28 protein-coding genes are annotated in these 24,601 nt (G+C 63.5%); 19 read left to right on the plus strand and 9 right to left on the minus strand.

From position 1 onward, the window contains the following. The first annotated feature begins 319 nt into the window (after positions 1-319). Genes lspA through HY30_RS02945 form a run of 4 tightly spaced genes read left to right on the plus strand, consistent with a single transcriptional unit; the run spans position 320 to position 4,174 of the window. Positions 320-847, plus strand: coding sequence for a signal peptidase II (lspA, locus tag HY30_RS02930; RefSeq protein WP_034736951.1), 528 nt, complete (start codon positions 320-322; stop codon positions 845-847). 33 nt (positions 848-880) lie between these two features. Continuing rightward, a complete protein-coding gene (locus tag HY30_RS02935; protein ID WP_034736953.1) occupies positions 881-1,375 on the plus strand; it encodes a DUF3035 domain-containing protein in 495 nt (164 codons plus the stop codon). Between the two features lie 47 nt (positions 1,376-1,422). After that, complete coding sequence (locus HY30_RS02940; RefSeq protein WP_034736955.1) at positions 1,423-2,778, plus strand: M16 family metallopeptidase; 1,356 nt, start codon at positions 1,423-1,425, stop codon at positions 2,776-2,778. A gap of 1 nt (position 2,779) precedes the next feature. Next, complete coding sequence (locus HY30_RS02945) at positions 2,780-4,174, plus strand: M16 family metallopeptidase (RefSeq protein WP_081812024.1); 1,395 nt, start codon at positions 2,780-2,782, stop codon at positions 4,172-4,174. On the opposite strand, the gene HY30_RS02950 is transcribed toward HY30_RS02945, so the two are convergent. Both HY30_RS02950 and HY30_RS02955 read right to left on the minus strand, forming a co-directional pair. Then, positions 4,175-5,119 carry an NUDIX hydrolase gene (locus HY30_RS02950; RefSeq protein ID WP_034736958.1) on the minus strand — a complete coding sequence of 315 codons (945 nt, stop codon included), beginning with the start codon at positions 5,117-5,119 and terminating at the stop codon, positions 4,175-4,177. It lies immediately after the preceding gene. After that, positions 5,116-5,751, minus strand: coding sequence for a YfbR-like 5'-deoxynucleotidase (locus HY30_RS02955; protein WP_081812025.1), 636 nt, complete (start codon positions 5,749-5,751; stop codon positions 5,116-5,118). Before HY30_RS02955 ends, HY30_RS02950 begins: the two co-directional genes overlap by 4 nt. 168 nt (positions 5,752-5,919) lie before the next feature. Between HY30_RS02955 and HY30_RS19925 the strand changes: the two genes are divergently transcribed. Further along, on the plus strand, positions 5,920-6,069 hold the full coding sequence (locus HY30_RS19925; protein ID WP_155839227.1) for a hypothetical protein: 150 nt from the start codon (positions 5,920-5,922) through the stop codon (positions 6,067-6,069). Between the two features lie 20 nt (positions 6,070-6,089). Here the strand turns inward: HY30_RS19925 and HY30_RS02960 are convergent, their stop codons facing one another. From HY30_RS02960 to HY30_RS02985, 6 genes are all read right to left on the minus strand, one after another. Beyond that, positions 6,090-7,211: a beta-ketoacyl-ACP synthase III gene (locus HY30_RS02960; RefSeq protein WP_034736962.1), complete on the minus strand. Its 1,122-nt coding sequence runs from the start codon at positions 7,209-7,211 to the stop codon at positions 6,090-6,092. Positions 7,212-7,313: 102 nt separating this feature from the next. Beyond that, a complete protein-coding gene (locus HY30_RS02965) occupies positions 7,314-7,628 on the minus strand; it encodes a hypothetical protein (RefSeq protein ID WP_034736963.1) in 315 nt (104 codons plus the stop codon). Positions 7,629-7,672: 44 nt separating this feature from the next. Continuing rightward, the gene (locus tag HY30_RS02970; protein WP_034736966.1) at positions 7,673-7,882 is read right to left on the minus strand and encodes a hypothetical protein; all 210 of its coding nucleotides are present in this window, start codon (positions 7,880-7,882) and stop codon (positions 7,673-7,675) included. A 2-nt stretch (positions 7,883-7,884) separates the two neighbouring features. Beyond that, positions 7,885-8,463 (minus strand): DNA-3-methyladenine glycosylase I, encoded by a 579-nt coding sequence (locus HY30_RS02975; RefSeq protein WP_034736968.1) that lies wholly within the window; start codon positions 8,461-8,463, stop codon positions 7,885-7,887. Then, positions 8,456-9,265: a CAF17-like 4Fe-4S cluster assembly/insertion protein YgfZ gene (ygfZ, locus tag HY30_RS02980; RefSeq protein ID WP_034736970.1), complete on the minus strand. Its 810-nt coding sequence runs from the start codon at positions 9,263-9,265 to the stop codon at positions 8,456-8,458. Before ygfZ ends, HY30_RS02975 begins: the two co-directional genes overlap by 8 nt. Positions 9,266-9,274: 9 nt before the next feature. After that, entirely contained in the window at positions 9,275-9,835 is a 561-nt protein-coding gene (locus tag HY30_RS02985; protein WP_034736972.1) for a biotin transporter BioY, read from the minus strand. A gap of 112 nt (positions 9,836-9,947) precedes the next feature. On the opposite strand from HY30_RS02985, the gene HY30_RS02990 reads away from it, so the two are divergent. From HY30_RS02990 to HY30_RS03020, 7 genes are all read left to right on the plus strand, one after another. After that, positions 9,948-11,288 (plus strand): dihydroorotase, encoded by a 1,341-nt coding sequence (locus tag HY30_RS02990; RefSeq protein WP_034736974.1) that lies wholly within the window; start codon positions 9,948-9,950, stop codon positions 11,286-11,288. Continuing rightward, complete coding sequence (locus tag HY30_RS02995; RefSeq protein ID WP_034736975.1) at positions 11,285-11,878, plus strand: HD domain-containing protein; 594 nt, start codon at positions 11,285-11,287, stop codon at positions 11,876-11,878. Before HY30_RS02990 ends, HY30_RS02995 begins: the two co-directional genes overlap by 4 nt. Next, on the plus strand, positions 11,875-12,660 hold the full coding sequence (locus tag HY30_RS03000) for a potassium channel family protein (protein ID WP_034736977.1): 786 nt from the start codon (positions 11,875-11,877) through the stop codon (positions 12,658-12,660). Before HY30_RS02995 ends, HY30_RS03000 begins: the two co-directional genes overlap by 4 nt. Continuing rightward, on the plus strand, positions 12,657-14,528 hold the full coding sequence (locus HY30_RS03005) for a feruloyl-CoA synthase (protein WP_034736979.1): 1,872 nt from the start codon (positions 12,657-12,659) through the stop codon (positions 14,526-14,528). The genes HY30_RS03000 and HY30_RS03005 overlap by 4 nt, the downstream gene beginning before the upstream one ends. A 277-nt stretch (positions 14,529-14,805) precedes the next feature. Next, positions 14,806-16,353: an acetolactate synthase large subunit gene (locus HY30_RS03010; protein ID WP_034737129.1), complete on the plus strand. Its 1,548-nt coding sequence runs from the start codon at positions 14,806-14,808 to the stop codon at positions 16,351-16,353. Positions 16,354-16,405: 52 nt separating this feature from the next. Then, on the plus strand, positions 16,406-16,753 hold the full coding sequence (locus HY30_RS19000; protein WP_155839228.1) for a hypothetical protein: 348 nt from the start codon (positions 16,406-16,408) through the stop codon (positions 16,751-16,753). Positions 16,754-16,816: 63 nt separating this feature from the next. Then, entirely contained in the window at positions 16,817-17,536 is a 720-nt protein-coding gene (locus tag HY30_RS03020; RefSeq protein ID WP_034736981.1) for a hypothetical protein, read from the plus strand. A gap of 297 nt (positions 17,537-17,833) precedes the next feature. On the opposite strand, the gene HY30_RS03025 is transcribed toward HY30_RS03020, so the two are convergent. Continuing rightward, a complete protein-coding gene (locus tag HY30_RS03025; protein WP_034736983.1) occupies positions 17,834-18,403 on the minus strand; it encodes a LabA-like NYN domain-containing protein in 570 nt (189 codons plus the stop codon). A 157-nt stretch (positions 18,404-18,560) separates the two neighbouring features. Between HY30_RS03025 and rpoZ the strand changes: the two genes are divergently transcribed. The 7 genes from rpoZ to era are packed head-to-tail and all read left to right on the plus strand — an operon-like array spanning position 18,561 to position 24,598. Next, positions 18,561-18,911 (plus strand): DNA-directed RNA polymerase subunit omega, encoded by a 351-nt coding sequence (rpoZ, locus tag HY30_RS03030; RefSeq protein ID WP_034736985.1) that lies wholly within the window; start codon positions 18,561-18,563, stop codon positions 18,909-18,911. Positions 18,912-18,919: 8 nt separating this feature from the next. Continuing rightward, positions 18,920-21,184, plus strand: a complete 2,265-nt coding sequence (locus tag HY30_RS03035) for a RelA/SpoT family protein (RefSeq protein WP_034736987.1) — start codon at positions 18,920-18,922, stop codon at positions 21,182-21,184. Then, on the plus strand, positions 21,174-21,755 hold the full coding sequence (pyrE, locus tag HY30_RS03040; protein WP_034736989.1) for an orotate phosphoribosyltransferase: 582 nt from the start codon (positions 21,174-21,176) through the stop codon (positions 21,753-21,755). Before HY30_RS03035 ends, pyrE begins: the two co-directional genes overlap by 11 nt. Beyond that, positions 21,755-22,498, plus strand: coding sequence for a pyridoxine 5'-phosphate synthase (locus HY30_RS03045; RefSeq protein ID WP_034736991.1), 744 nt, complete (start codon positions 21,755-21,757; stop codon positions 22,496-22,498). The genes pyrE and HY30_RS03045 overlap by 1 nt, the downstream gene beginning before the upstream one ends. Further along, positions 22,495-22,899, plus strand: coding sequence for a holo-ACP synthase (acpS, locus tag HY30_RS03050; protein WP_034736993.1), 405 nt, complete (start codon positions 22,495-22,497; stop codon positions 22,897-22,899). The genes HY30_RS03045 and acpS overlap by 4 nt, the downstream gene beginning before the upstream one ends. Next, positions 22,899-23,654 (plus strand): ribonuclease III, encoded by a 756-nt coding sequence (rnc, locus tag HY30_RS03055; protein WP_081812026.1) that lies wholly within the window; start codon positions 22,899-22,901, stop codon positions 23,652-23,654. Before acpS ends, rnc begins: the two co-directional genes overlap by 1 nt. Beyond that, complete coding sequence (era, locus tag HY30_RS03060; RefSeq protein WP_034736995.1) at positions 23,651-24,598, plus strand: GTPase Era; 948 nt, start codon at positions 23,651-23,653, stop codon at positions 24,596-24,598. The genes rnc and era overlap by 4 nt, the downstream gene beginning before the upstream one ends. Positions 24,599-24,601 lie beyond the last annotated feature (3 nt).

Genomic DNA, 24,601 nt, shown 5'->3' on the forward strand with positions numbered 1-24,601 from the left:
CGTGAAATGCCGTCGCAGCTGGAAATACTTCGATCCGGCAACCGCTGACCCGGCTTTCCCGGACATCACGCCCCGCGATGCCCTGGCCGTGAAGGCCTGGGACGCAATGCACGACTGATCAGGGGCGGCCCTCACCTCCCATCGCTTTGCGATGGGCCCCTCCTCTCCCAGAGGGAGAGGGGTTTGACGGCTCTGAACCTCTTACCCCCTCTCCCGCTTGCGGGAGAGGACGGGCCTGCTGCCGAAGGCAGGGGGAGGTGAGGGCCCCAAGTGTACAGAATCGCTTGATCGGCTGGGCGGGGTCTGCAATCTGCTCGGCATGAAGTTCAATCCGGCTAATATCTGGGCGCTGGCCCTGGTGCCCGTCGTCATCCTGGCTGACCAGGTGTCGAAGTGGCTGATCCTGTCCGAGCCGCGTTTCAATGCGCTCGACTGTCTCAACGCGCCTGTGCCGTGCGGCCGTATTCCGCTGCCGGGGCCTGTCGACTTCAGCATGCTTTGGAACCGGGGCATGAGCTATGGCTTCCTGCAGTCCGAAGGCTTCATGCGCTGGGTGCTGAGCGGCGTCATGCTGTTGATTGCGCTGGGTTTTCTGGTCTGGCTGTTGCGCGCCGAGGGCCGCATGCTCAAGCTGTCGCTGGCCATGGTCGTCGGCGGGGCCTTTGGCAACCTGATCGACCGGGTGCGTTTCGGGGCGGTTGTCGACTTTATCGACGCCGGCGCACTGTATTTCCCGTGGGTCTTCAATGTGGCCGATGCTGCGATTAGTGTTGGTGCGGTCTTGCTGTTTGTGGATCAGTTCTTACTGTCGGGCCGAAAGCAGCCTAAGGCCGCTAATGAGAATTAAACCGATGCCAACCGGAGGCGAGGACGCCCTATCATGATGAAACCAGTTCTTTTGATCGCGGCCGGCGCGGCCCTTGCGGCCGCCACGGCCTGCACATCCGGCGGTGGCGGGTCGCGTACGCCTGACGAATTTCGGGTTGTCACCAAGGCGCCGCTGATCGTGCCACCGGAATATGGCCTGCGTCCACCTCCGGCCGGTGGCTCGCTGCCAGCGGAAGTCGATTCGGCCCGCGCCGAAGTCGCGACCGCTTTCGGCACCACGGTCGGCAAGGATGCCAGCAAGTCCGAGCGTGCGCTCGTGGCCGCAGCCGGTGCCAATGCGGTCAACCCGATGGTCCGTTCGCAGGTCGACTATGAAGAGACCAAGACGATCCGCAAATCCACGGGCGTGGTCGACAAGATCCTGTTCTGGCGCAAGGACAATGCGGAAGACATCGAAGCCGCCAGCACCGATAACGCCACCGGTGGCGGTGCTGTCGAGATCGTGAAGGCCAAGCAGGGCGCCCGCCTGAAACTGCCGGGAACCTGATCCAAGACTGATAAATGCGCGCAAGAGACGACCAGAGGGAGTAGCCCATGAAACGGATAATCACCGGAGGGCTGCTCGCGGTCGCTCTCTTCTGCGGAGGCGCTTCAGCCGAAGACGCCGCCTGGACCCCAGAGACATTCACGCTCGACAATGGCATGCAGGTCGTTGTCGTGCCGGACCATCGCGCGCCCGTCGTGACGCACATGGTCTGGTACAAGGTTGGCGCCGTTGACGAGGAGCCGGGCAAGTCCGGCCTTGCGCACCTGTTCGAGCACGTCATGTTCAAGGAGACCAAGAACCTTGGTCCCGAAGAGTTCACCACGATCGTCCAGCGCAATGGGGGCCAGCTCAACGCTTTCACAAGCTGGGACTATACGGCCTATTTCGAGCGCGTGGCCAAGCCGCAGCTGAAGACCATGATGGAACTTGAGGCCGAGCGCATGCGCAACCTCAAGATCAATGATGATCCCAAGGGCCCCTTCATTTCCGAACGCGACGTCGTGAAGGAAGAGCGCCGCCAGCGGATCGACAATGATCCGGGCTCCATCCTGCAGGAACAGGTCCTCTCCGAACTCTGGAAGGGCCACCCCTACGAGATCACCGTCATCGGCAAGATGGACGAAGTGGCCAAGCTCACGCCCGCCGATGGCATGGCCTTTTACCACAAGTATTATTCGCCCGAGAACGCGATCCTCGTTGTCGCCGGAGACGTGACGACAGATGAAGTCCGCACGCTGGCCGAGGAAACCTATGGCCAGATCGAGCCTACGGGCACGGTCGACGGCACACGCAAATGGGCGCCCGTGCCGCTGTTGACCGAGAACAAGCTGCTCGTCCATTCCGACCCCAAGGTGCGCCAGCCAAGCTGGAGCCGCTATTATAGTGGCCTGTCGGAATCGCGTGAACGCCGCGAATCCTATGCCCTGGATGTCGGCCTCGCGGTTCTGGGCGGCGGCATGACCAGCCGTCTCTATCAGGCACTGGTCGAAGACGAACAGATCGCCATTGATGTCAGCACCGCCGCATGGACCACGCTGCACGACGAAGGCCCGGCCGTCATCAGCGCCAGCCCCGTGGACGGTGTCTCGCTGGATGAACTCGACACGGCCGTGATGGCCGAGGTCCGCAAGGTGCTCGCTGAAGGCTTTACCGATGCCGAAGTGGAGCGCGCTCGCAACTCGCTGGCTGCCCGGGCGATCTATGGCCGCGACAGCCAGTCCAACATGGCCAACACGTTTGGCTCGACACTGGCGCTGGGTGGCACCATCGATGACATCCTCGACTATCCTGACACCATCAAGTCGATCACGACCGAAGAGGCGCTTGCAGCCGTTCGCACCGTGTTCGGCGAGGACCGGCATTATATCGAAGCGGAACTCATTCCAGCCGAAGGAGACCAGTAAGATGACCTACCTTAAGCTGATGATGGGCGCCGCCAGCGCGCTCGTGCTTGCCGCCTGCGCCTCTGCCCCGGTGACTGAACCGGTGCCCGAAACGCTCGTCGAGACACCGGCCGCCGAACCGGCCATGACGGTCGACGTCCACAAGGGCGACTTTGTCGAGATCCAGCAATTCGTGACGCCCGGCGGCGTATCGGTCTGGCTCGTGTCCGAACCATCCATTCCGATTGTCTCGGTCGAGATGGCCTGGAAGGGCGGCGAGACGTCCGATCCGGAAGGTCTCGAAGGCCTGTCCGACGCCGTCGTGTACAACATGAATGAAGGCGCGGGCGACCTGGACTCGCTCGGCTTCCAGACTCGGATGGAAGAGCTGAACATGAGTTTCGGCTGCTCCACCGGCAATGACTGGACGAGCTGTTCAGCTTCCATGCTGAAGGAAAACGCGCCCGAGGCTATGGGCCTGATCGCGACGGCCTTCGACGCGCCGCGTTTCGATACCGGCCCGTTCGAGCGCTTCCAGCGGGAAAACCTGATCGGCATCAAGCAGCGCGAAACGAGCGCCGGCTGGCTCGCCCGCAAGGCCATGACAGACGCGCTCTATCCCGATCATCCCTATGCCCGTCAGACCAGCGTCGAGAGCATCACGGCCCTGACACCGGAACTGGCGCGCGAACAGATGCGCAAGCTGATGGTCAAGGACCGGCTTCTGGTAACCGCCGTTGGCGCGGTGTCGCCGGAGGAACTCGCGCCGATGATCGACATGGCCCTTGGTGGCCTGCCGGAGACGAGCGAGCTGCCGCCTGTCGCCGATATCACGCTGCCCACACCACCCGCCGAGCCCATCGTGGTGGACCTGCCGCAGCCGCAGAGCCTCGTGATGTTTTCCGCGCCCGGCCTTGAGCGTCATGACCCGGATTTCTTCGCCGCCTATGTGCTGAACTACACGGTCGGCGGCGGTGGTTTCGAAAGCCGCCTGATGAAGACACTGCGCGTCGACAAGGGCCTGACCTACGGCGTCAGTACGGGCCTTTCCACGTCAGACCATCTCGACACATGGACGGGCGGTGGCCAGACAAAGAACGAGAGCGCGGGCGAATTCCTGGCCGGCATCCATGACGAGCTGAACCAGTTCGTTGCCGATGGCATGACGGAAGAGGAACTCTCCGACGCCAAGGCCTATCTCACCGGTTCCTACGCGCTCGGCTTCGATTCCAATGCGAAGATTGCCGATCAGATCATGTCGGTGCGCCAGCAGGATCTCGGCATCGACTATTTCGACACGCGCAATGCGAACATGAATGCCGTGACGCTGGACGATGTGAACCGGGTGGCGAAGGAATATCTCTCGCCGGATAATTTCATCTACGTCGTCGTCGGCGAGCCCGAAGGCGTGGAATAGTCAGTCCGGCGTCTTGCGCGGTGTCGCAAGGCCCGGGGCGGCAATGCCCCTGACATAGTCCCGGCGGAATGCGTAAAGCTCCGCCGGGCGCCCGCCCGTCCCGGTCTCAAGACGGCCTGTGCCCTCGACGAGTCCGGTCTTGTCCAGTGCACGGCGGAAGTTCTGCGTGTGCAGGGAGAGGCCAAGAATGCCCTCCACGGCGCGTTGCAGCGATGACAGCGTGAATCGATCCGTCAGCAATTCAAACACGACAGGCCGGTACTTGATCTTGCCGCGCAGGCGCGACAGCGCGGTGGCGAGGATGCGGCGGTGGTCGGAAGCCATCGGCGCGCCGAGCGTCACGGCGGGCTGCGGCAGGCCGGCATCGCGCGCGCATTCGGCGACGAGCCCGGCTTCATAGAGCAGCTCGTAGCGTTCCAGCACGCGCTCTTCCACCCAGCGGGCCCCATCGAGGCCGAATGCGATGCGGGCACGGTCCAGCCGCTTCGGATTGCCGGCAGCCCATGTGTAGAGATGCGGCGCGAGCTCGCCATCAATCATGGCCGGGCGCCCATTGCGGTGGTCTTCCCACGGGAAATAGCGGTACCAGCCCTGCCAGCGCGCCTCGAACGCCGCGCCGGTGGGCGCAGCATCCGGCATCAGCGCAAGATAGCCGACGGAGATCACACGCGCGGCAGGCGGCGCATCTGCCAGCGTCGCCTCGGGCGTGTCGCGGTCCTTGTCGCCGAACGTGTAGAGCTGTTCGACATAGCCGAGCTCGAATCCGGTCTGCTCGCGCACCCAGCCGCGCAGCGACAGGTCGAACGTGCGGTGGCGTTCCGGGTCGAACGGGCCGAAGGGCAGGGCGTCCTCGCCCGTCTCCCGGGTTGTGATCAGCACAAGCGGGTCGCCATCATCAATGGCGACCATTACGGCGGACAGACCGATCAGGACGGAAAGGGTCATCGGCGCTGGCTCATTTCAAAGTCATGGTGCAACTGGTTGTAGCGCGCAAGGAAAGCTTCCTGCGCTTCGGGCACGGCGAGCGGCTTCAGTTTCATGTGCATGCCTTCCGGCGGCTTGCCGAACAGCTTGTTTGATTCCTCCTCGGAGAAGCCGGCGAGTTGGACCGCTTCGAACCAGGCGCAGATAAGGTCGGCCCGTTTGATGAGTTTTTTCAGGCGCTGTGGCGTCACCGGCACGAGTTCGAATCGAATGTGGATGGCTTCCTGCAGGCGCGCCTCGATGGATTTGTAGCTTTCGCCGAGCAGCGCCTTGAAGGGCGAGATCATGTCGCCGATCACGTATTCCGGGCTGTCATGCAAGAGGGCCGTCAGGCAGTCGCGGGGCGTGAGATCGGGATTCAGCTCGCGGCAGATGCTTTCCACAATGACGGAATGCTCGGCCACGGAGAAGGCATGGCCGCCCCTTGTCTGACCGTTCCAGCGGGCAACACGGGCCAGGCCATGGGCAATGTCCTCGATTTCCACATCCACCGGCGAGGGATGCGCAAGATCGAGTCGGCGGCCCGACAGCATGCGCTGCCAGACGCGGGGAGGCTTAACAGAACGCTTCGCGGGAGTGCTCATCGGGGCCATCTTTAATGTATTGGTAGCAAGGGTAAAGAAACGGAGGCGATACGGTTACAAACTGACCCCATTTCTGCCTCGATCCAAGAATGCAGTGTTAAGGCCTTTCCGGCATAAGGGTTGCACCACACCGGACAGAGACCGCTCAGCCAGATGCGGCCAGACCTAGGACAAGACATGATCGACATGATGACACAGTTCGTTTCGGGCCAGACACTGCCATTCTGCGTGTTGCTTGGGGGCTGTATCATTATGGTTGTTGAAGCGGCCCGCGCCAGCCGCCGCGCCCTCTGGGGCGACATGTTCTCCGAAGACCTGGAAGAATAGTACGTCTGCGGCTTGCCGCCTCAGGCCGTCTTTTCCACCAATACAGTCCCTGCCGAATAGCCTGCGCCGAATGAGCAGATCAGGCCTTTTTCGCCCGCTTTGAAATCACCCGAATGCTTGTGGAAAGCGATGATCGATCCGGCTGACGATGTGTTGGCATAGGTGTCGAGCACGGTCGGGCTTTCGTCTTCCGTCGCCTCGCGGCCCAGCACTTTTGACGAGATCAGCCGGTTCATGTTGGCGTTCGCCTGGTGCAGCCACATGCGGCGCAGGTCTGTGCCTGACATGCCCAACTCGCCGAGATGTTCGCCGATCATGGTTGCCACCATGGGCACGACTTCGCGGAACACCTTGCGGCCTTCCTGAACGAAAAGCTTGTCCGGCGAACCGACGCCTTCCGGCGCAGCACGGTTCAGGAAGCCGAAATTGTTGCGGATATTGTTCGAGAACTCGGTCTTCAGTTTGGTGCCGAGGATTTTCCAGTAGCCAGCCGGGGCAATGCTTTCTTCTTCCACGAGCACGGCCGTGGCCACATCGCCAAAGATGAAGTGGCTGTCGCGGTCGGTGAAGTTCAGGTGGCCGGAACAGATTTCCGGATTGACCATGAGCACAGATTTCGCGCTGCCGCTGCGGATGAAGTCTGCGGCGGTCTGGATGCCGAACGTGGCGGAGGAGCAGGCGACGTTCATGTCGAAGGCAAAGCCGCTGCACCCGAGCGCGGCCTGGATTTCAACAGCCATGGCCGGATAGGCGCGCTGCATGTTCGAGGCGGCGCAGATGACGGCGTCGACGTCTTCCGGCTTGCGGCCAGCGCGTTCCAGCGCCTGGCGGGCCGCATGAACGGCCATTTCGGCCATGACGGAGATCTGCTCGTTCGAGCGTTCCGGAATGCGGGGGGCCATGACGCCCGGATCCAGCACGCCTTCTTTGTCCATCACATGGCGGGATTTGATGCCCGAAGCCTTCTCGATGAATTCCACCGAGGAATGGGTCTTGGGCTCAACCGCGCCGTCGGCAATGTCGGTGGCGTAGGCGATATTCCAGTTGTCGGCCCACGCGTTGTAGCTCGCGACCAGTTCTTCATTGGAAATCGATTCGGGAGGCGTCCAGAGACCGGTCGCCGATATAACTGCTGTTTTCATCTTGCCCTCAGCAAGGGTGCGGCGGAATCCGCACCTCGTGTATTTCGATGCACTTGCTGTAACGCGCGTCGCGCATCCGGTCGAGAGAAGAGGTGCAGGTGGCTAGCGGGGCCGCTCGATCCCGGGATCGGACGATTCGCGGGCCATTTCAGGGGAAACGCCGCTGGCCACACGATCGGCTTCACGGTTTTCATACTGGCGTTGCCGTGCGGCGATGCTTTCGGCTTCGGCGCGGGCCGCCGCTTCCATCAGGGCGATCTGGGTCGTCACGCAGGACTTGCGGGCTTCAGGGCCTGGCGAGTTGGCGCAGCGCGACCAGGCAATCTGCTCACGTTCCTTTGCGATCTTGTCGGAGGCGCAGGCGCCAAGAAGCATTGTGCCGGACAGGAGGACAGTCAGTGTGAGGGCGTGTTTCATGTTGGCTCCACGGTGTTGTGGTCACAGCGGCCGGGAATGGTCGCTCAGTGATCAGATGCGAGGTCCGTCTGGGTGGTCGTATTGGTGGCCGTTTCAGAATCCTTCGCCTTGGTCTTCTCATAGATGCGGCAGGCCTGCTCCTCCGCCGGCGAATCGATCAGGCTGCAATCGGTGCTTTCCTGGCTCGCCGTCGTGCCTTCGGTGATGCAGGCCGTGAGCAGGAGTGCCGGAAGAAGCAGGATGGCCAAACGCATTATCAGGTCCTCTGTACAGCGCTGTGTCGCGGGCAATGTATCTCATGATCATTCACCATGCCAACGGCCTGTGCCCATGCGTAGACAATGGTCGGGCCGACGAATTTGAAGCCGCGTTTCTTCAGATCCTTCGACATGGCGGTCGACCAGTCAGTGAATGTCGGCGCCTTGCGGAAATCCTTCCAGCTGTTGACGATCGGATCGCCGCCGACCCAGCTCCAGCAATAGGCGGAAAAGTCTTCGCCCGCTTCGGCCATGTCGAGATAGGCGCGGGCATTGCCGATGGTCGCCTCGATCTTTTTCGGACTGCGGATGATGCCCGGATTCTGCAGGGCTTTTTCAATCCGCTTCGGTGTCCAGCGCACGAGGCGTTCGGGATCAAACCCGTCAAACTCCTCGCGGATCGTGTCGCGCTTGCGCAGGATGGTGATCCAGGAGAGTCCCGCCTGCATGCCGTCGAGCTGCAGCTTTTCCCAGAGGGCGCGGCCGTCGCGCTCAGGCACGCCCCATTCCGCGTCGTGATAGTCGCGATAGAGTTGGTCGTTCACCGGCGCCCAGCCGCAATAGGGTGCGTCAGTCATTGGCCGCCGTGAGTGCAATGAGTTCCATCTTGAGCCATTCGGGCCGGTCGATTGTGACCGGGCGGCCGCCACAGGTGAAGGCCTTTCCCGCTGCATCGGCCTGCACCATCCGGTCGGTGCGGATCAGGGCGAGGCCCATTTCGCCGGATACGCTGGTGACATTACCGATGGACGAGCCGGCGAGGATATCCGCGCCGCGCTTCAGGCCTTCGCCGCGCACGGGCAGCGTGCGCTTGCGCACCTTGGCCTTGCGCTTCATGCGGCTGGCGACTTCCTGGCCGACAAAGCAGCCCTTCTTGTAGTCGATCCCGCCCATGACATCGAGGTTCACATCGGTCGGGAACACTTCCGAGCCGCGATAGTCCGCGCCCCATTCGGGCACGCCGGCGGCGATGCGCGTCTTGTGCCATTCCTCATAGGACATTTCGAGGCCGATCTCGGCTGCGGGCGAAATCGCGCGGTGCGGCAGTTGTGTCGAGCGTACATCGACCCAGCTGCCCTCGGTGACAACGTCATCTGTGAGGCGGTCGATCTGCACGTCTGAGCGCAGGCGGAACAGCTTCAGGCGTTTTTCCAGCTCGTCAGCGGCGCCGGAGTGCATATCGAGATAGATGTTCTCGAGCGACAGCATGGCCAGATAGTCGGCAATGATCTTGCCCTGCGGGGTGAGCAGCGCGCCGTAGCGCATCTCGCCGGTGTTCCAGTTGTCGACCGAGTTGGTGACGGTGCGTTCCATCAGGGCCAGCATGTCCGGGCCGGACAGGCGAATGATGGAGCGATCGGGCAGGGCGCGTTTTGACATTTGGGTAATCTAGTGTGCCCGACCCGCTTTGTCTGCGCCTTTCCATGTTGCGTAGAGGCCCGTGGCGAGGCCGCTTTTCAGGACCGAACCGATCAGGAAGGGCAAAATGCCAGCAACGATGGCGGTTTCAGCGCCGACAAAGCCCGCAAGCCAGGCTGCACCGAGGCCAAGCACGAGGCCGTGAAGGCCGAGGAAACCGGCCAGGCGCAGGGCGTGGGCGCCAATCCTGTCGCCCTTGGGCAGGTAACCGGCGAGGAAGGCTGCAATCGGGAAGGCGGCGAGATAGCCGGCCGTCGGGCCCGCAAAGGCGACGAGGCCCGATTTGCCGTCTGCCAGAACCGGGGCGCCGGTGAAGGAAAGGGCCAGCCACGAGAGCACCATCGCAGCGCCCATGCGCGGGCCGAACAGGGCGCCGAGCAGCAGGACCGTCATGGTCTGCAGCGTCACCGGGACGGGATACATGGGCACCGATATGTAGGAGGACGCTGTCAGCGCCGCGACGCCGAGGGCGCCGATTGCCAGCGGGCGCAGGGCAGGATGGACGAAAGCGTCGGTCGCAGTGTGTTTCATGGGTGGTCCTGTAGCTGATAAGTGGCGGTTGTGCGGTGCAGCAGGGACGAGGTCAAGCACTGCGGCAGCGTCACGGGATGACAGGCCCCGCGCACGGGAGCATAAGGGGGCCATGAGCAAGACATATGACCTGATCCTGAAGAATGGCACCGTGGTGTCGCCCGGCGGCGAAGAACGCGTGGATGTGGCGATCAATGGCGAGAAGATCGTCGCGATCGGCAAGTTCGACGCGTCCCAGGCCGGGGAAGTCTATGACGCGACCGGCCTGCACATATTGCCGGGCGTGATCGACAGCCAGGTTCACTTTCGTGAGCCGGGGCTGGAATACAAGGCCGACCTCGAGACCGAGGCGCGCTCTGCGGCGCTGGGCGGTGTGACGGCCGTGTTCGAAATGCCGAACACCAATCCCTCAACCATTACGCCCGCTGCGCTGACCGACAAGCTGAACCGCGCCAGGGGCCGCATGGATGTCGACCACGCCTTCTATGCCGGCGCGACCAATGACAATCCACACCTGCTGGCCGAGATGGAGCAGATGCAGGGCTGCTGCGGCGTGAAGGTGTTCATGGGCGCTTCGACCGGCGACCTGCTGGTCAAGGATGACGAGGGCGTCGAAGCCGTGCTGCGCGCGATCAAGCGCCGGGCGGCGTTCCATTCGGAAGACGAATACCGCCTCGAAGAGCGCCGTTCTCTGGCCGTTCCGGGCGACTGGCAGAGCCATATCGTGGTGCGCGACGTGGAAGCGGCGGTCAGCTCGACGCGGCGCCTGCTGCGGCTCGCGCGCAAGACCGGCAAGCGTATCCATGTGCTGCATATCTCGACGGCGGAAGAGATGGAGCTGCTGCGCGATGCCAAGGATGTGGCCTCGGTTGAAGTGTTGCCGAACCATCTGACGCTGGCGGCGCCTGATTGCTATGAACGGCTGAAGGGCTTTGCCCAGCAGAACCCGCCCGTGCGCGAGCAGCGCCATCAGGATGCGCTCTGGCGTGCGCTGAATGCGGGGATCGTCGATGTGCTGGCGACCGATCATGCGCCGCACACGCGCGAGGAGAAAGAGCGGCCATATCCGGCGTCGCCGTCGGGCATGCCGGGCGTGCAGACCTTCGTGCCGCTGATGCTGACGCATGTCGCCAATGGCAAGCTGAGCCTGCGCCGCTTTGTCGAGCTGACCAGCGCCGGGCCGCAGCGCGTCTTCGGCATCGCCAACAAGGGCCGGATCGCCGAAGGCTATGACGCCGACTTCACGGTCGTCGACCTGAAGCGCAAGGAAACCATCACGAATGAATGGGCCAAGGCCAAATGCGGCTGGACGCCCTATGACGGGATGGAAGCCACCGGCTGGCCCGTCGCCACGATCATCCGTGGCCAGTTCGTCATGCGCGATGGCGAGATCACGCAGAAGGGCGGCGGCAAGCCGGTGAGGTTCAACGAGACGCTGGAGCCTGCGGGTTGATCCCACCTAGCGACCTTCTTGACCCGCTCAAGACGCGCTACGCAGAGCCGCAGCGCCACTATCATACATGGGCGCATATCGAGGCTTTGCTGCGTCACTTCGAGCGACTGAAGCCGCACCTCAATCGGCCTGAGGCCGTGCTGTGGGCGCTCTACTGGCATGATGCGATCTATGACCCGTTGGCCAAGGACAATGAGGACAAGAGTGCCGACTTGCTGGTGGCGGACGCAGGCCCCCATGTCGCGCCGGACGACCTTGCGCTTGCGGACAAGATCATCCGGGCGACAGCCAGGCATGTCGTACCGGAAGGGCTGAGCCCGGAGGACGAAAAAGATCTCTGCTTCTTCCTCGACATGGACCTGTCGATCCTCGCCGCGCGGCCGGACGTGTTCGACCAGTATGAGCGCGATGTGCGGGCGGAATATGCCGCTGTTCCGGCCATGGCGTTCCGAGTCGGACGGGCGATGATCCTGCAAGGCTTCCTCAAGCGGGACCGGCTCTATTTCACAGATACGTGCCGCGCCGAGTGGGAAGAGGCGGCCCGCGCCAATCTCGCACGTTCGATGGCGGCGCTAGAGGCATCCCTATGAGTGATCGCAAGGGGCTGAACCGGCAGCTGTTCTGGCTGTACGAGGGGCACGGCACGGCGCCGTTCGTGTTCCGGTGGGCGATGCTGATCTTCGACATGGTCACGATCGTCTACTTCCTGTGGGCGCCGTTCGAGGCGCGGGGGCGGACGCATTTCATTGTCGACTACATGATCGGCGGCGTGATCCTGCTCGACCTGCTGGCGCGGCTCTATATCGCCCGGCACAAGCATCTCTTCTTCATGAAATGGATCAACTGGGCCGACATGATCGTCGTGTTGACGATGTTTGCGCCGCTGCTGGTGTCGAACTTTGCGTTCCTGCGTGTGCTGCGGGCCGTGCGGGCGGTACGGGCCTTCACGTTCGTGAAGCGGGTGCGGGTGCTGACGCCTTTCTTCCAGCGGCACGAGCGGATCATCGACAAGGTGACGAACCTGGTCGTGTTCGTGTTCATCACGGCAGCGCTGGTCTATGCGCTGCAGGTGGGGCGGCCGAACTCCAATGTGCACACCTATATCGACGCGCTCTATTTCACGGTCACCAGCCTGACCACGACCGGCTATGGCGATGTCATCCTTGAGGGCCAGCTGGGCCGTTTTGTGGCCATTCTGGTGATGGTCCTGGGCCTCTCCATGTTCCTGCAATTGCTGCGGGCCATCATCGAGCCGAGTGACAAGGTGGAATGCGAATGCGAGGATTGCGGCCTGCTGCTGCATGATCGCGACGCGGTTCACTGCAAGCATTGCGGGCGCGTGATGCATATCGATACACGAGGGCAAGTATGAGTACGTCTGGCATTCCGTTTCGCGAAGTTCCCTACCTGCCGCTGAAGCTGGATGTGGACCGCCGGCCGGACGGTACGATCTACCTGAACAATGGCCAGCCGCTGAAGGCGCACCCGCCGCACATGCTGGCGCCGCTGGTGAAATGGGCGGCCGAGGCGCCGGAGCGGATCTGGCTGGCCGAGCGCGTGCCGGAAGACCCGGCCTCCGAGGGCTGGCGCGAGATGACCTATGGCGACGGGCTGGACCGTGTGCGCCGCCTGGCGCAGGCCTTCATTGACGCGGGCGCGGGGCCGGATGCGCCGGTGATGATCCTCGCGTCGAACTCCATCGACAATGCGCTGATCATGTATGCCGCGATGTGGGCCGGCAGCCCGGTCGTTCCGGTGACGCCAGCCTATGCGCTGCTGAGCGAAGACTTTGCGCGGCTGAAATATATCGACCAGCTGACCGAGCCGAAGATCATCTATGTCGAGGACGGGGCCGTCTACCAGCGCGGGCTCGACGGCATGGGCGTCGGCGACCGGCTGGTGATCTATAGCCGCCGCGAGCCGAAGGGATGCGACAGCGCCCAGATCGGCCGTTTCGCCAAGGAGCCGACGCGGGCGGTGGACGATGCCTATGCTGCGCTGGCGCCGGATACGGTGGCGAAATACATGCTGACATCCGGCTCCACCGGTGAGCCCAAGGCGGTGATCAACCTGCACGGCATGGTGGCGGCGAATGCCAAGATGATCCGCTCGGTATGGGACGAGGAGCGCCTCGACGCGATCTGCGGCGGGCCGCAGGTGATGTGCAACTTCCTGCCGTGGAGCCATACCTATGGCGCCCATTCCATCCTGCACAACATGCTCGACTGGGGCGGCACGCTCTATATCGACAATGGTGCGCCGACGCCTGCGCGCCTGCCGGAGATGATACGCAGCCTGACGGAAATCGCGACGACGCAGCACACGACCGTGCCGGCTGCATGGGCCGCGCTCGCGACGGAGCTGGAGCGCAATGACGCGCTGGCTGAGACCTTTTTCAAGCGGCTCGTGTCGATGGCCTATGGCGGCGCCGCGATGGGGCAGGACATCTATGAGCGCATCCAGGCGGTGGCTGTGCGGGTGACCGGTGAGCGCATTTCGCTGTCGGCCGGCTATGGCGCGACGGAGACGTCGCCCACCGCCTCGAACGTGCACTGGCCGAATGACACGATGGGCCTGATCGGCCTGCCGTTGCCGGGCAACACGTTCAAGCTGGTGCCGAATGCGCAGAAGCTGGAACTGCGGGTGAAGGGCGTGAACGTGACGCCGGGCTATTTCCGCAATGCCGAGCGCACGCTGGAGGCGTTTGACGATGAGGGCTTCTACCGGCTTGGCGACGCGGTGCGTTTTGTCGATCCGGACCATCCGGAAAAGGGCCTCGCCTTTGACGGGCGCACGGCCGAGGAATTCAAGCTAGCGAGCGGGACATGGGTCTCGGCGGGCACGGTGCGGGTTCAGGCGGTTGCGGCGACGGGCGGGGCGCTGTCTGACGCGGTGGTCTGTGGCCTGAACGAGGATGCGATCTGCCTGCTGGGCTTCCTCAACGAGGCCTGGTGCCAGCGGCTGGTCGGGGAAGCGCTGCCGTTGGCGGAGCTGGCGCATCACCCCAAGGTGATTGCGGCGGTCAGAGACGGCCTGCAGGCCTATAATGCCAAGAACCCGATGCCCTCGGCCCGGATCGCCCGGATATTGCTTCAGGAGACGCCGCCGCAGGCCGATGCCGGCGAGATTACCGAAAAGGGCTATATGAACCAGTCCCGGACGCTGGACCTGCGAAAAGCCGATGTTGAGCGGCTTTATGCGGGTTCTCTATCTGATGCTGTAATCGTTATTGCGAAATAAACGCAAGAAAACGCGATATTTCGAGTACGGAGCGCGGATTAACTGTCGCATTTTCAAGAATGTGACCGTAACTTGCGGGCAGAGCCGAGCGTCCACCTATATCGGCTCTAGCCAGATCCCCTTTGGCTGCGGGCGGATCGTGAACCAGTCGGCGTAAACCCCAAGTCTGCTCCGGCTGACACGATCCGTCCCGCTTTGACCCCCTCTGAAGACACGCTAAAGAAGCAGTCAAACAAAGGGAGCGACACACTTTATGACAGACCAACCTGAACGCACGATGACTGGCGCTGAAGCCCTCGTCTCGACCCTCGCCGATCATGGTGTGTCTGCCTGTTTTGCCAATCCCGGCACGTCGGAAATGCACCTTGTGACGGCGCTTGACCATGAACCACGCATCCATTCGGTGCTTTGCCTGTTCGAGGGCGTGGCGACCGGCGCGGCGGATGGATATGCGCGCGTCTCCGGCGGCCCGGCGATGACGCTGCTGCACCTTGGCGCGGGCTACCTGAATGGCGGCGCCAACATTCACAATGCGCGCCGGGCGTGGACGCCCATGGTCAACGTGATCGGCGACCATGCCGTGCCGCACCAGCGCTATGATGCGCCGCTCGCCTCCGACATTCGCGGCATGGCGGGGCCGAACTCGGTGTGGATCAAATCGGCTGACACGGCGGCAACGGCGGGCGAGCTGGCGGCGGAAGCCTGGGAGGCGAGCCTCGCGCCGATCTCCGGACCTGCGGCGCTGATCCTGCCCGCGGATACGGCCTGGCTCGAAGGCGGCAAGCCCGGCAGGAAGCGCGCGCGGCCGTCGCTGCGGGCGCCCGATGCGGCGCGTGTCGAGGCGGCGGCGAAAGCCATAAAGGGCGCGTCCAAACCGATGATCCTGATCAATGGCACGGCGCTGACCGAGGCGGGCCTCGCGACAGCGGCGCGGCTGAAGGCGGCGGGCGTGCGCGTGATGACGGACACGTTCTTCCCGCGTCAGGCGCGGGGCGCGGGAAGGTTCATTCCGGACCGGATGCAGTATTTTGCCGAAGGCGCGATGACCGACCTTGAGGGCTGCGACCTGATGCTGGTGGCAGGCACGCAGGTGCCGGTGGCCTTCTTCGCCTATCCGGGCAAGCCGAGCGTTCTGGTGCCCGAAGGTTGCACGCCGATGATCATTGGCGGGCCGGAGAGCGACAGTGCGGCGATCCTTGAGGCGCTGGCCGATGCCCTCGGCGCGAAAGAGGCGGCACCGATGGCGACGCTGGAACAGCCGGGCCTGCCGAGTGGCGGGCTGAATGCCGTGGCCGTGGGCCAGTCGATTGCGCGGCACATGCCGGAGGGCACGTTCGTGTCGGACGATGCGGTGTCGAACGGGCTGCCGACCTTCCTGATGACGCAGAAGGCTAGGCCGCATGACTGGATGCAGCTGACCGGCGGGGCGATCGGGCAGGGCATGCCGCTGGCGCTTGGCGCGGCGGTGGCGGCGAAGGACAGGAAGGTGCTGTGCCTGACAGGCGACGGCGCGGCCATGTATACCAACCAGGCGCTGTGGAGCATGGCGCGCGAAGGGGCGAATGTGGTGACGGTCGTGTTCGTCAACCATTCCTACCGCATCCTGAATATCGAGCTGGCGCGCACCGGCGCGGGCAATCCGGGGCCGACGGCGAAGAGCATGCTGGAGCTGGACCAACCGGAGATTGACTGGGTGGCGCTGTCGAAAAGCCTCGGCGTGCCGGCGGTGGCGGTGGATACGGCCGAGGCTTTTGACAAGGCGCTGGAGCGCGCGTTTGCCGCTGAGGGGCCGCAGCTGATCGCGGCGCACGTGCCTGCACGATAGTCGCATGCGCTGCGGTATTGAATGATGTGGTTAATGGGGCCACATGGGAATCATGACCCCTTACCCCACCCCCGAATATGAGCGAGACAACCTGATTCCCCAAAGGCCCGGCGTTGGCCAGATGGCCGGCCGTGTGGCCGTGGGGGCAACGCGCAGCACGTTCAAACTCGTTGCGTTTATCCTTAATTTCTTCGTTCCGGGACTCGGCACGATCTTCATCGGTCGTATCGGCACGGCGATCATCCAGCTGATGCTCATTCCCGTGGGCGTGATTCTCATTCCGTTCAGCGGATTCGGATTTCTCGTCCTGATCGCTAACTGGGTCTGGTCGCTCACCACGGTTGTGCAGGCCTGGCGCCATCCCGGCGTGATTTACGTGCGCGAGCGGTCCCGCCGATAGGGTTTTCCCTATGTTAAGATTCCTCCGTTAGCTGCCTAAAGTGGCTGCTAGAGGAGACAGGCCATGGAAAACATGAGCTGGGGCGCCATCGCCTCGATTGCGCTGGTGGCGATTATCGCGCTGTCGGTCATCTATAATTTCGTCAAGGAGCGCGGATCCAGCGGCAACGGTGCGGGCACGCCCGCGCCATCTCCCACGGCTGCCGCGCCGCTGTCGCAGGCAAGTCTCGACGCGATGGTGATGTCGAGGGCTGCGGCGCATGCCTATTCGCAGGCCGGATTCCAGGAATATATTGCCGATCATACGCGCGACCAGCTGGACGAGATTCCCGTCTATGCCGTCATACAGGTCATCACGGCCTCCATGCCGTCGGACACAACGCGGTGGAAATGGATGGAGCATGTGGCGGGCGCGGTCATTGCGCGCGGGGCCGACAAGCAGATGCTCGATACGGCCGACCTGTTCTGGGACGTGAACGAGAAATGGCTTTTCAGCCAGACCGCCTTTGCCGATTTCTGCAATGATTACCTGATCGCCAACCGGAATGAGTGGCCCGCTGCCGTTCACGAACAAATCGTGCTGGCCGGATACACGGCGCTGGCCTCGCGCGACAAGGGCGACGGACCGGAGTCGCCGGACATTCTGCGGGTCGTTTCCGACTTCATGGCGGGCTTGGACATGGTCGCTGACGCCTATTTCGGCGCTGAGGCGGGGCAGGTGCGTGCGCGTTTGCAGGCCGAGGCTGAAAGGCTGGCGCCCGGCGTGCGGGCGAACATGGCCTGATACTGGCGCCTGCGCCGAAAGCCGGACTGGCGGGGCCATCCGGTCTGCCTGGGCAAAAAGGGCGCGGGAGGGAAGCTCCGGGCGCGCATTGTCAGTCTGTTGGTCAGGTAGGGTAGAAGGTGCGCACCTTCGGCCTGCCATCCCGCGCCAGTCATGAACGAACTGCACGAGCTGGGAACTCGTGCAGCCCGGTCATTATAGGCCGGGCAGGGAGAGGGCGGAGAAGATGGGCGGGATCTGCTGCCTGCGTTGGGCCATTGGCGTGGAGAGAGCGCTCAGGATGAGCCTTCGGGCGGGTCAGGCCTCGCCGTCGCCTTCCGGGCCGCCCTCGAAACCCTGCCTTGGGCGGGCGACGCGGTCGCCGAGGTCTTCGAGGTCGATGAAATTGTCGGCTTCGCGGCGCAGTTCGTCGCCGATCATGGGCGGGTTGGAGGCGACCGTGGAGACGACCGAGACGCGCACGCCGCGGGCCTTCACCGCCTCGACGGCCCGGCGGAAATCGCCATTGCCGCTGAACAGCACGATATGATCCACATTGGCGGCCATTTCGAGCATGTCGATGGCCAGTTCCACGTCCATGCTGCCCCGGACGCGCTTGCGGCCTTCCCGGTCGGTGAACTCGCGGGCGGGCTTCTTGATGACATTGTAGCCATTATAGGCGAGCCAATCGACCAGCGGGCGGATGGGGCTGTATTCGTCGGTTTCGACGAGGGCGGTGTAATAATTGGCGCGCAGGAGGCGGCCCTTGCCCTGGAATTCCTTCAAAAGCTTGCGGAAATCGATCTCCAGATCGACTGCACGGGCCGCTGAATAGAGATTCGCGCCATCAATGAACAGCGCCAGGCGCTCGTCCTTGTAAAAGGCCATTGGCTTAATTCCTCAGGTAATATAGGGTATAGGCTAATAAAAACGCCGAAAATACTTATAGAACTGGCATACTCAGGCTGCGTTTCAGGCGCAAGGCCGGGTTGCGCCAGCTTGTTGCACTGCATATAAGGGTCGGCTTCAAGGAGATTGACTGCCCATGGCCCGCGTGACCGTCGAAGACTGCATCCAGAAAGTGCCGAACCGTTTCGAGCTCGTCCTGCTCGCTGCACATCGTGCCCGCATGATCCGTGAAGGTTCGCCGCTGACGGTGGACCGCGACAATGACAAAGACCCTGTCGTGTCGCTGCGCGAGATCGCTGAAGAGTCCGTCGACCTGAAAGTCGTCAAGGAAGCGATGATTTCCAACCTGCAGGAAGTGCGCCCGAGCGAGGAAAGCGAACGCGAAGCCGACCGTATCGCGCTCATGTCCGGCCCGGCTGCGACCGAAGACGACGTGATGCGTGCCTATCAGGCTGAAATCGAGTCCGGACGCGACGACCGACTCTAGGAGGCTCCATGGACGGCAGCGCCCTTTCCGCTGAGGACAAAGGGGCTGGCGACACGGCTGGCAAAGCCGTTTCGGCTGACGCTCCACTTGCATCTCCACATGTGCTTTCCCGTGAAGAACTGATCGCCAAGGTGCGGGCTTACCACCCGCGCGTGAAGTCCGAGCTGCTGGGCGCGGCCTATGATTTTGCCAAGCTGCACCATGGCGAGCAGACGCGCGATTCCGGCGACGCCTATTATTCCCATCCCGTTGAGGTCGCGAGCCTGCTGGCCGACGTGCGCCTCGATGAAGTGACCATCGTGGCGGGCCTGCTGCACGATGTGGTCGAAGACACGGGCATCGACATTGGCGACATTGAAGTGCGCTTCGGCGCCGATGTGGCCGAACTGGTCGACGGGGTGACCAAGCTCGACGCGCTGGAATTCACGTCCAAGGAATCCGCGCAGGCCGAGAACTTCCAGAAATTCATCCTCGCGACGACGAGCGACCTGCGCGTGCTGCTGGTGAAGCTGGCCGACCGGCTGCACAACATGCGCACGCTGCATTTCCGCAAGAAGGCCGAGAGCCGTCAGCGCACCGCCCGCGAAACCATGGACATCTATGCGCCGCTGGCTCGCCGTGTGGGCCTCTATACGCTGGCTGCCGAGATGGAAGACCTGGCCTTCCAGGAGCTGAACCCGGAAGCGCGCCGCGCGATCCTCTACCGGCAGGAAGAGCTGGCCCGCGAGAATGCCGACGACCTCGACCGCATCGATGGCGACCTGCGCCAGCTGATGGAGATGGCCGGTATCAAGGCCAAGATCAAAGGCCGCCGGAAACAGCCCTATTCGCTGTGGCGCAAGCTGGAGCGCAAATCGATTTCCTTCCTTGATGTGGCCGATCTGTTTGCCTTCCGCATCATCGTTGAGGAGGTAGAGGAATGCTACCGCGTGCTGGGCGAAGTGCACACGCTGTGGGCCTGCATCCCTGACCGTTTCCGTGATTATATCTCGGTGCCGAAACCGAACGGCTATGCCTCGCTGCACACGACCGTGCGGGCGGCCGGCAACCGCCGCGTTGAGCTGCAGATCCGCACACGGGCGATGGACCGCACGGCTGAGTTCGGCGTGGCGGCGCACTGGGGCTACAAGAACAAGTCCTATGGCTTTGACGTGGATTCGGCGCGGGCGGCGGGCCTTGACCCGGCGGCCAACCTCGAAGCTTTTGCCGAGCTGATCCAGGATGGTGCCGAGCCGAGCGAATTCCTCGAGCATGCGAAGCTGGAAATGTACCGCGAGCACGTCTTCGCGTTCAGCCCCAAGGGCAAGCTGATCATCCTGCCGGCGGGCGCGATGCCGCTGGACTTTGCCTATGCCGTGCACTCGGCCGTGGGTGACACGACGATTGGCGCGAAGATCAATGGCGAGGTGAAGTCGCTGCGCCGGCCGCTGAAGAATGGCGACGTGGTGGAGATCCTGCGGGGCAAGACGCCCGCGCCGGTGATCGGCTGGGAGGCCATGACGCTGACCGGCCGCGCGCGCTCTGCCATTCGCAAGCTGGTGCGCGAGCGCGACCAGATCGAGTTCCGGCGCTTGGGCGTCGGCCTGATCAACATGGCGCTGCGCCGTGCGGGCATCGACCCTATCGACGTGAAGATGACGCATACCGCCCAGCTCGCCGGATTTGAAAACCGCGAGGAGATGGCCGAGGCCGTGGGGCGCGGGCGCGTCTCGTCGGCCGATATCATGGAGGCAGCCTTCCCGGGCTATCGCGCCGAGCGTTTTGACGCCGACAACAAGCTGCGCCTCGACAGCGAACATGCGCCGCTGCTGGTGTCGGGCACGGACCTGACGCCGGGTGTGACGCTGCACCTTGGCCAGTGCTGCTGCCCGCTGCCGGGCGACCGGATCATGGGTGTGCAGGAGCCTGAAGTGGGCCTCGTGGTGCATATCGCGAGCTGCCCGAAGCTGGCCGAGTATGACGACCATCCGGAGCTTTGGGTCGACCTGAAATGGACCGAGCTGGCCAAGACCGGCGCCGTGGCCGTGGGGCGTATCCGTATCAATGCGGCGAACGAAAAAGGCGTGCTGGCCAAGCTCTGCACGGCGGTTGCCCAGTCCAACGGCAATATCATCCGGATCGCCACGAGCGAGCGCGGGACCGATTTTACCGAGCTGGTGATGGAGATCGAGGTTGAAGACCTGAAGCGCCTGACGCAGATACTTGCCGCACTACGATCCCTGGCCGTTGTGGACCGGGCCGTGCGCGACCAGGAGCTAGAAGATGACGAATGAAGACGTACTCGCGGTGTTTCGCGAGGCAGGTGCCCTCCTGGAGGGGCATTTTATCCTTTCCTCCGGACGACGCAGCCCCGTCTTCCTGCAGAAGGCGCTCGTCTTTTCGCAACCTGACCTGTCGGAAAAGCTGTGCAAGGCGCTGGCGTCAAAGCTGACGGCGACATTCGGCAAGATCGACGTCGTGGCCGGGCCCGCCGTGGGCGGCATCATTCCGGGCTATGAGCTGGCGCGGCACCTGAACGCGAGGGCGATCTTTGCCGAGCGCGTCGACGGCAAGCTGCAATTCCGACGCGGCTTCTCGATTGCCGAGGGCGAGCGCGTGCTGATCGCCGAGGATATCGTGACGACGGGGCTGTCCTTCCGCGAGACGGTCGAGGCGCTGGACAGGCTGCCGGGCGAAGTGGTTGGCGGGGCGTGCATCATCGACCGTTCCAACGGCAGGGCCGATGTCGGCTGCAAGCTGGTCTCTCTGGCGGCGGTGGACTTCCCCGACTATGCGGCAGACGACCTGCCGCCGGAACTCGCCGCGATGGAAGCGGTGAAGCCCGGTTCGCGGGGCCTTGCCTGATGGCGGAGCGGATACGCCTCGGCGTGAATATCGACCATGTGGCAACGATCCGGAATGCGCGCGGCGGCGCACACCCTGACCCGATGCGCGCGGCGCTGATGGCGACGGAGGCGGGCGCCGACGGCATCACGCTGCACCTGCGCGAGGACCGCCGGCATATTCGCGACGGTGACCTGACGGAAATTCGCAACGCAACGGCGCTGCCGATCAATATGGAAATGGCGGCGACCGAGGAAATGCTCGAGATTGCGCTGAAGTTCAAACCCGAGACGGCCATGTTCGTGCCGGAAGAACGCGCGGAGCTGACGACCGAAGGCGGCCTCGATGCCGCGCGGGCGCACAATCATCTCGCGCATTTCGTCCGCCAGCTGAACAAGAATGGTAGCCGCGTCTCCTTCTTTATCGAACCGGACATGGTGCAGCTGCATGCCGCCCATGCGCTGGGCGTTCAGATCACGGAATTCCATACGGGCCGTTACGTGGAGCTGGTGCAGGCGGGCGAGGCGAAGCTGGCCGAGCTGGAGCTGGACCGGATCCGCAACTGTGCCGAGGAGGCCCGGCGGATCGGAATCGAGCCGCAGGCGGGTCACGGCCTGACGTTTGATACGGTGAAGCCGGTCGCGGCCATTCCGCAGATCACCGAGCTTAACATTGGCCACTTCCTTGTCGGCGAGGCCATCTTCATCGGCATGCCGGCCGCGATTGGCGAGATGCGCCGCCTGATGGACGAGGCGCGCGCATGATCATCGGGATCGGCAACGACCTCTGCAATATCGAGCGGATCGAGAAGACGCTGGCCCGTTTTGGCGAGCGGTTCGAGAAGCGCGTCTTCACCGAGACAGAGATTGCGCTGGCCCGTCGCCGCAAGCTGACAGCCGAGACCTATGCCAAGCGCTTTGCCGCAAAAGAGGCCTGCGCCAAGGCGCTGGGCACCGGCGTGCCGCGCCGGGGCGTGCACTGGCAACATATGGGCGTCGTCAATCTGCCGAGCGGCAAGCCGACCGTGGCGCTGACCGGTGGCGCGGCTGCGCGGCTCGCGGCGATGACGCCGGAGGGCCATACGGTCGTCATCCACCTTACCATCACTGATGACCATCCGTGGGCGGAAGCCCAGGTGATTATCGAAGCCCTGCCGGCCGTCTGATGAAACCCGCCCGTCCCAAACGCGCACGCCAGCGCGCCGCCGCGAAAGCGCACGTGCCGAACCTGTCGGACGCGGACGTGAAGACGATCCAGGAGCGGATCGGCTATAGTTTCAAGGACCGTGACCTGCTGGTGCGCGCGCTGACGCATCCGAGCGCCGTAGCGTCGGCGGACTCCGTGCGCCTGTCGAACCAGCGGCTGGAATTCCTGGGCGACCGTGTGCTGAACCTGACCATTGCCGAGCGCCTGATCGAGCGCCGCAAGACCGAGAGCGAAGGTGATCTCGCCCCGCGCCTCAACCGGTTCGTCAGGAAGGGCGCCTGCGCCGAGGCCGTGCGCCATTTCGGGCTACAGGACTATATCATCCTGTCCGATGGCGAAGTGGCCTCCGGCGGCCGCGACCGTGAATCGACGCTGGGCGATGCCTGCGAGGCCATGATTGGCGCGATTTACCAGGATGGCGGGCTATCTGCCGCGCGCAAGTTCATCGAGCGTGGGTGGGCACAGCAATTCGAGTCCGCCCCCGTGGAAACGCGTGATCCGAAGACACTGTTACAGGAATGGGCGCAGGGCCAGGGCCTGCCGCTGCCGAAATACAGCGTCGTTAGCCGTTCGGGCCCTGACCATGCCCCTGTTTATGAGATAGAAGTACAAGTGGCGCCCCATGGCGAGGCAACGGCCACCGGATCCTCCAAACGCGACGCCGAGCGCAATGCAGCCGCCTTGCTGCTGAACACCCTGACTGGAACACAATGACCGAAACCGAAATCACCCGCGCAGGTTTTGCCGCCATTATCGGCGCACCGAATGCGGGCAAGTCCACGCTGACCAACCGCCTCGTCGGCGCCAAGGTCGCCATCGTGACGCACAAGGTGCAGACGACGCGCTTTCCCGTGCGGGGCGTCGCGCAGGTGGGCGACGCGCAGATCGTGCTGGTCGATACGCCCGGCATCTTCGTGGCCAAGCGCCGGCTCGACCGGGCCATGGTGAAAGCAGCCTGGAGCGGCGCAGCGGACGCCGATGCCATCGTGCACCTGATCGACAGTTCGGCCTGGGTGGCTGACAAGGCAGGCAATGCCACCGGCGCGCAGAAGATGTCTATTGCCGACGACCTGCGCGTGATCGAGCAGCTGAAGCTCACCGAGAAGCGCGCTTTCCTCGCGCTCAACAAGATCGACCTTTTCCCGCATGACCAGGTGTTGCCGGTGATGGGCGAACTGAACGATACGGGCGTCTACGACGAGATATTCATGATCTCGGCCGAGAATGGCGATGGCGTCGGCCGGTTGTCGGCTGCGCTGGCCGACCGTATGCCAGCGGGCACGGCGCTCTATCCGCCGGACCAGACGGCTGACCTGCCGATGCGCCTGCTCGCTGCTGAAGTGACGCGCGAGAAGCTGTTGCTGCGCATGCACCAGGAACTGCCTTACCAGCTGATGGTGGAAACAGAGAGCTGGGAAGAGCGCAAGGACGGGTCCGTCCGTGTGCAGCAGGTGATCATTGTCGGGCGCGATGGCCACAAGGCCATGGTGCTGGGCAAGAATGGCGCGTCGATCAAGGAGATCGGGCGCATGGCCCGCAAGGAACTGATCGAAATGCTCGACCGGCCTGTGCACCTCTTCCTGTTCGTGAAAGTGGACGAGAAATGGCAGGAGCGCCGCGACAGCTATTCCGGCATCGGCCTGGAGTTTGATGTCTAGGGC

Origin of the sequence: Hyphomonas chukchiensis (assembly GCF_000682695.1) — a bacterium.
Lineage (GTDB): Bacteria > Pseudomonadota > Alphaproteobacteria > Caulobacterales > Hyphomonadaceae > Hyphomonas > Hyphomonas chukchiensis.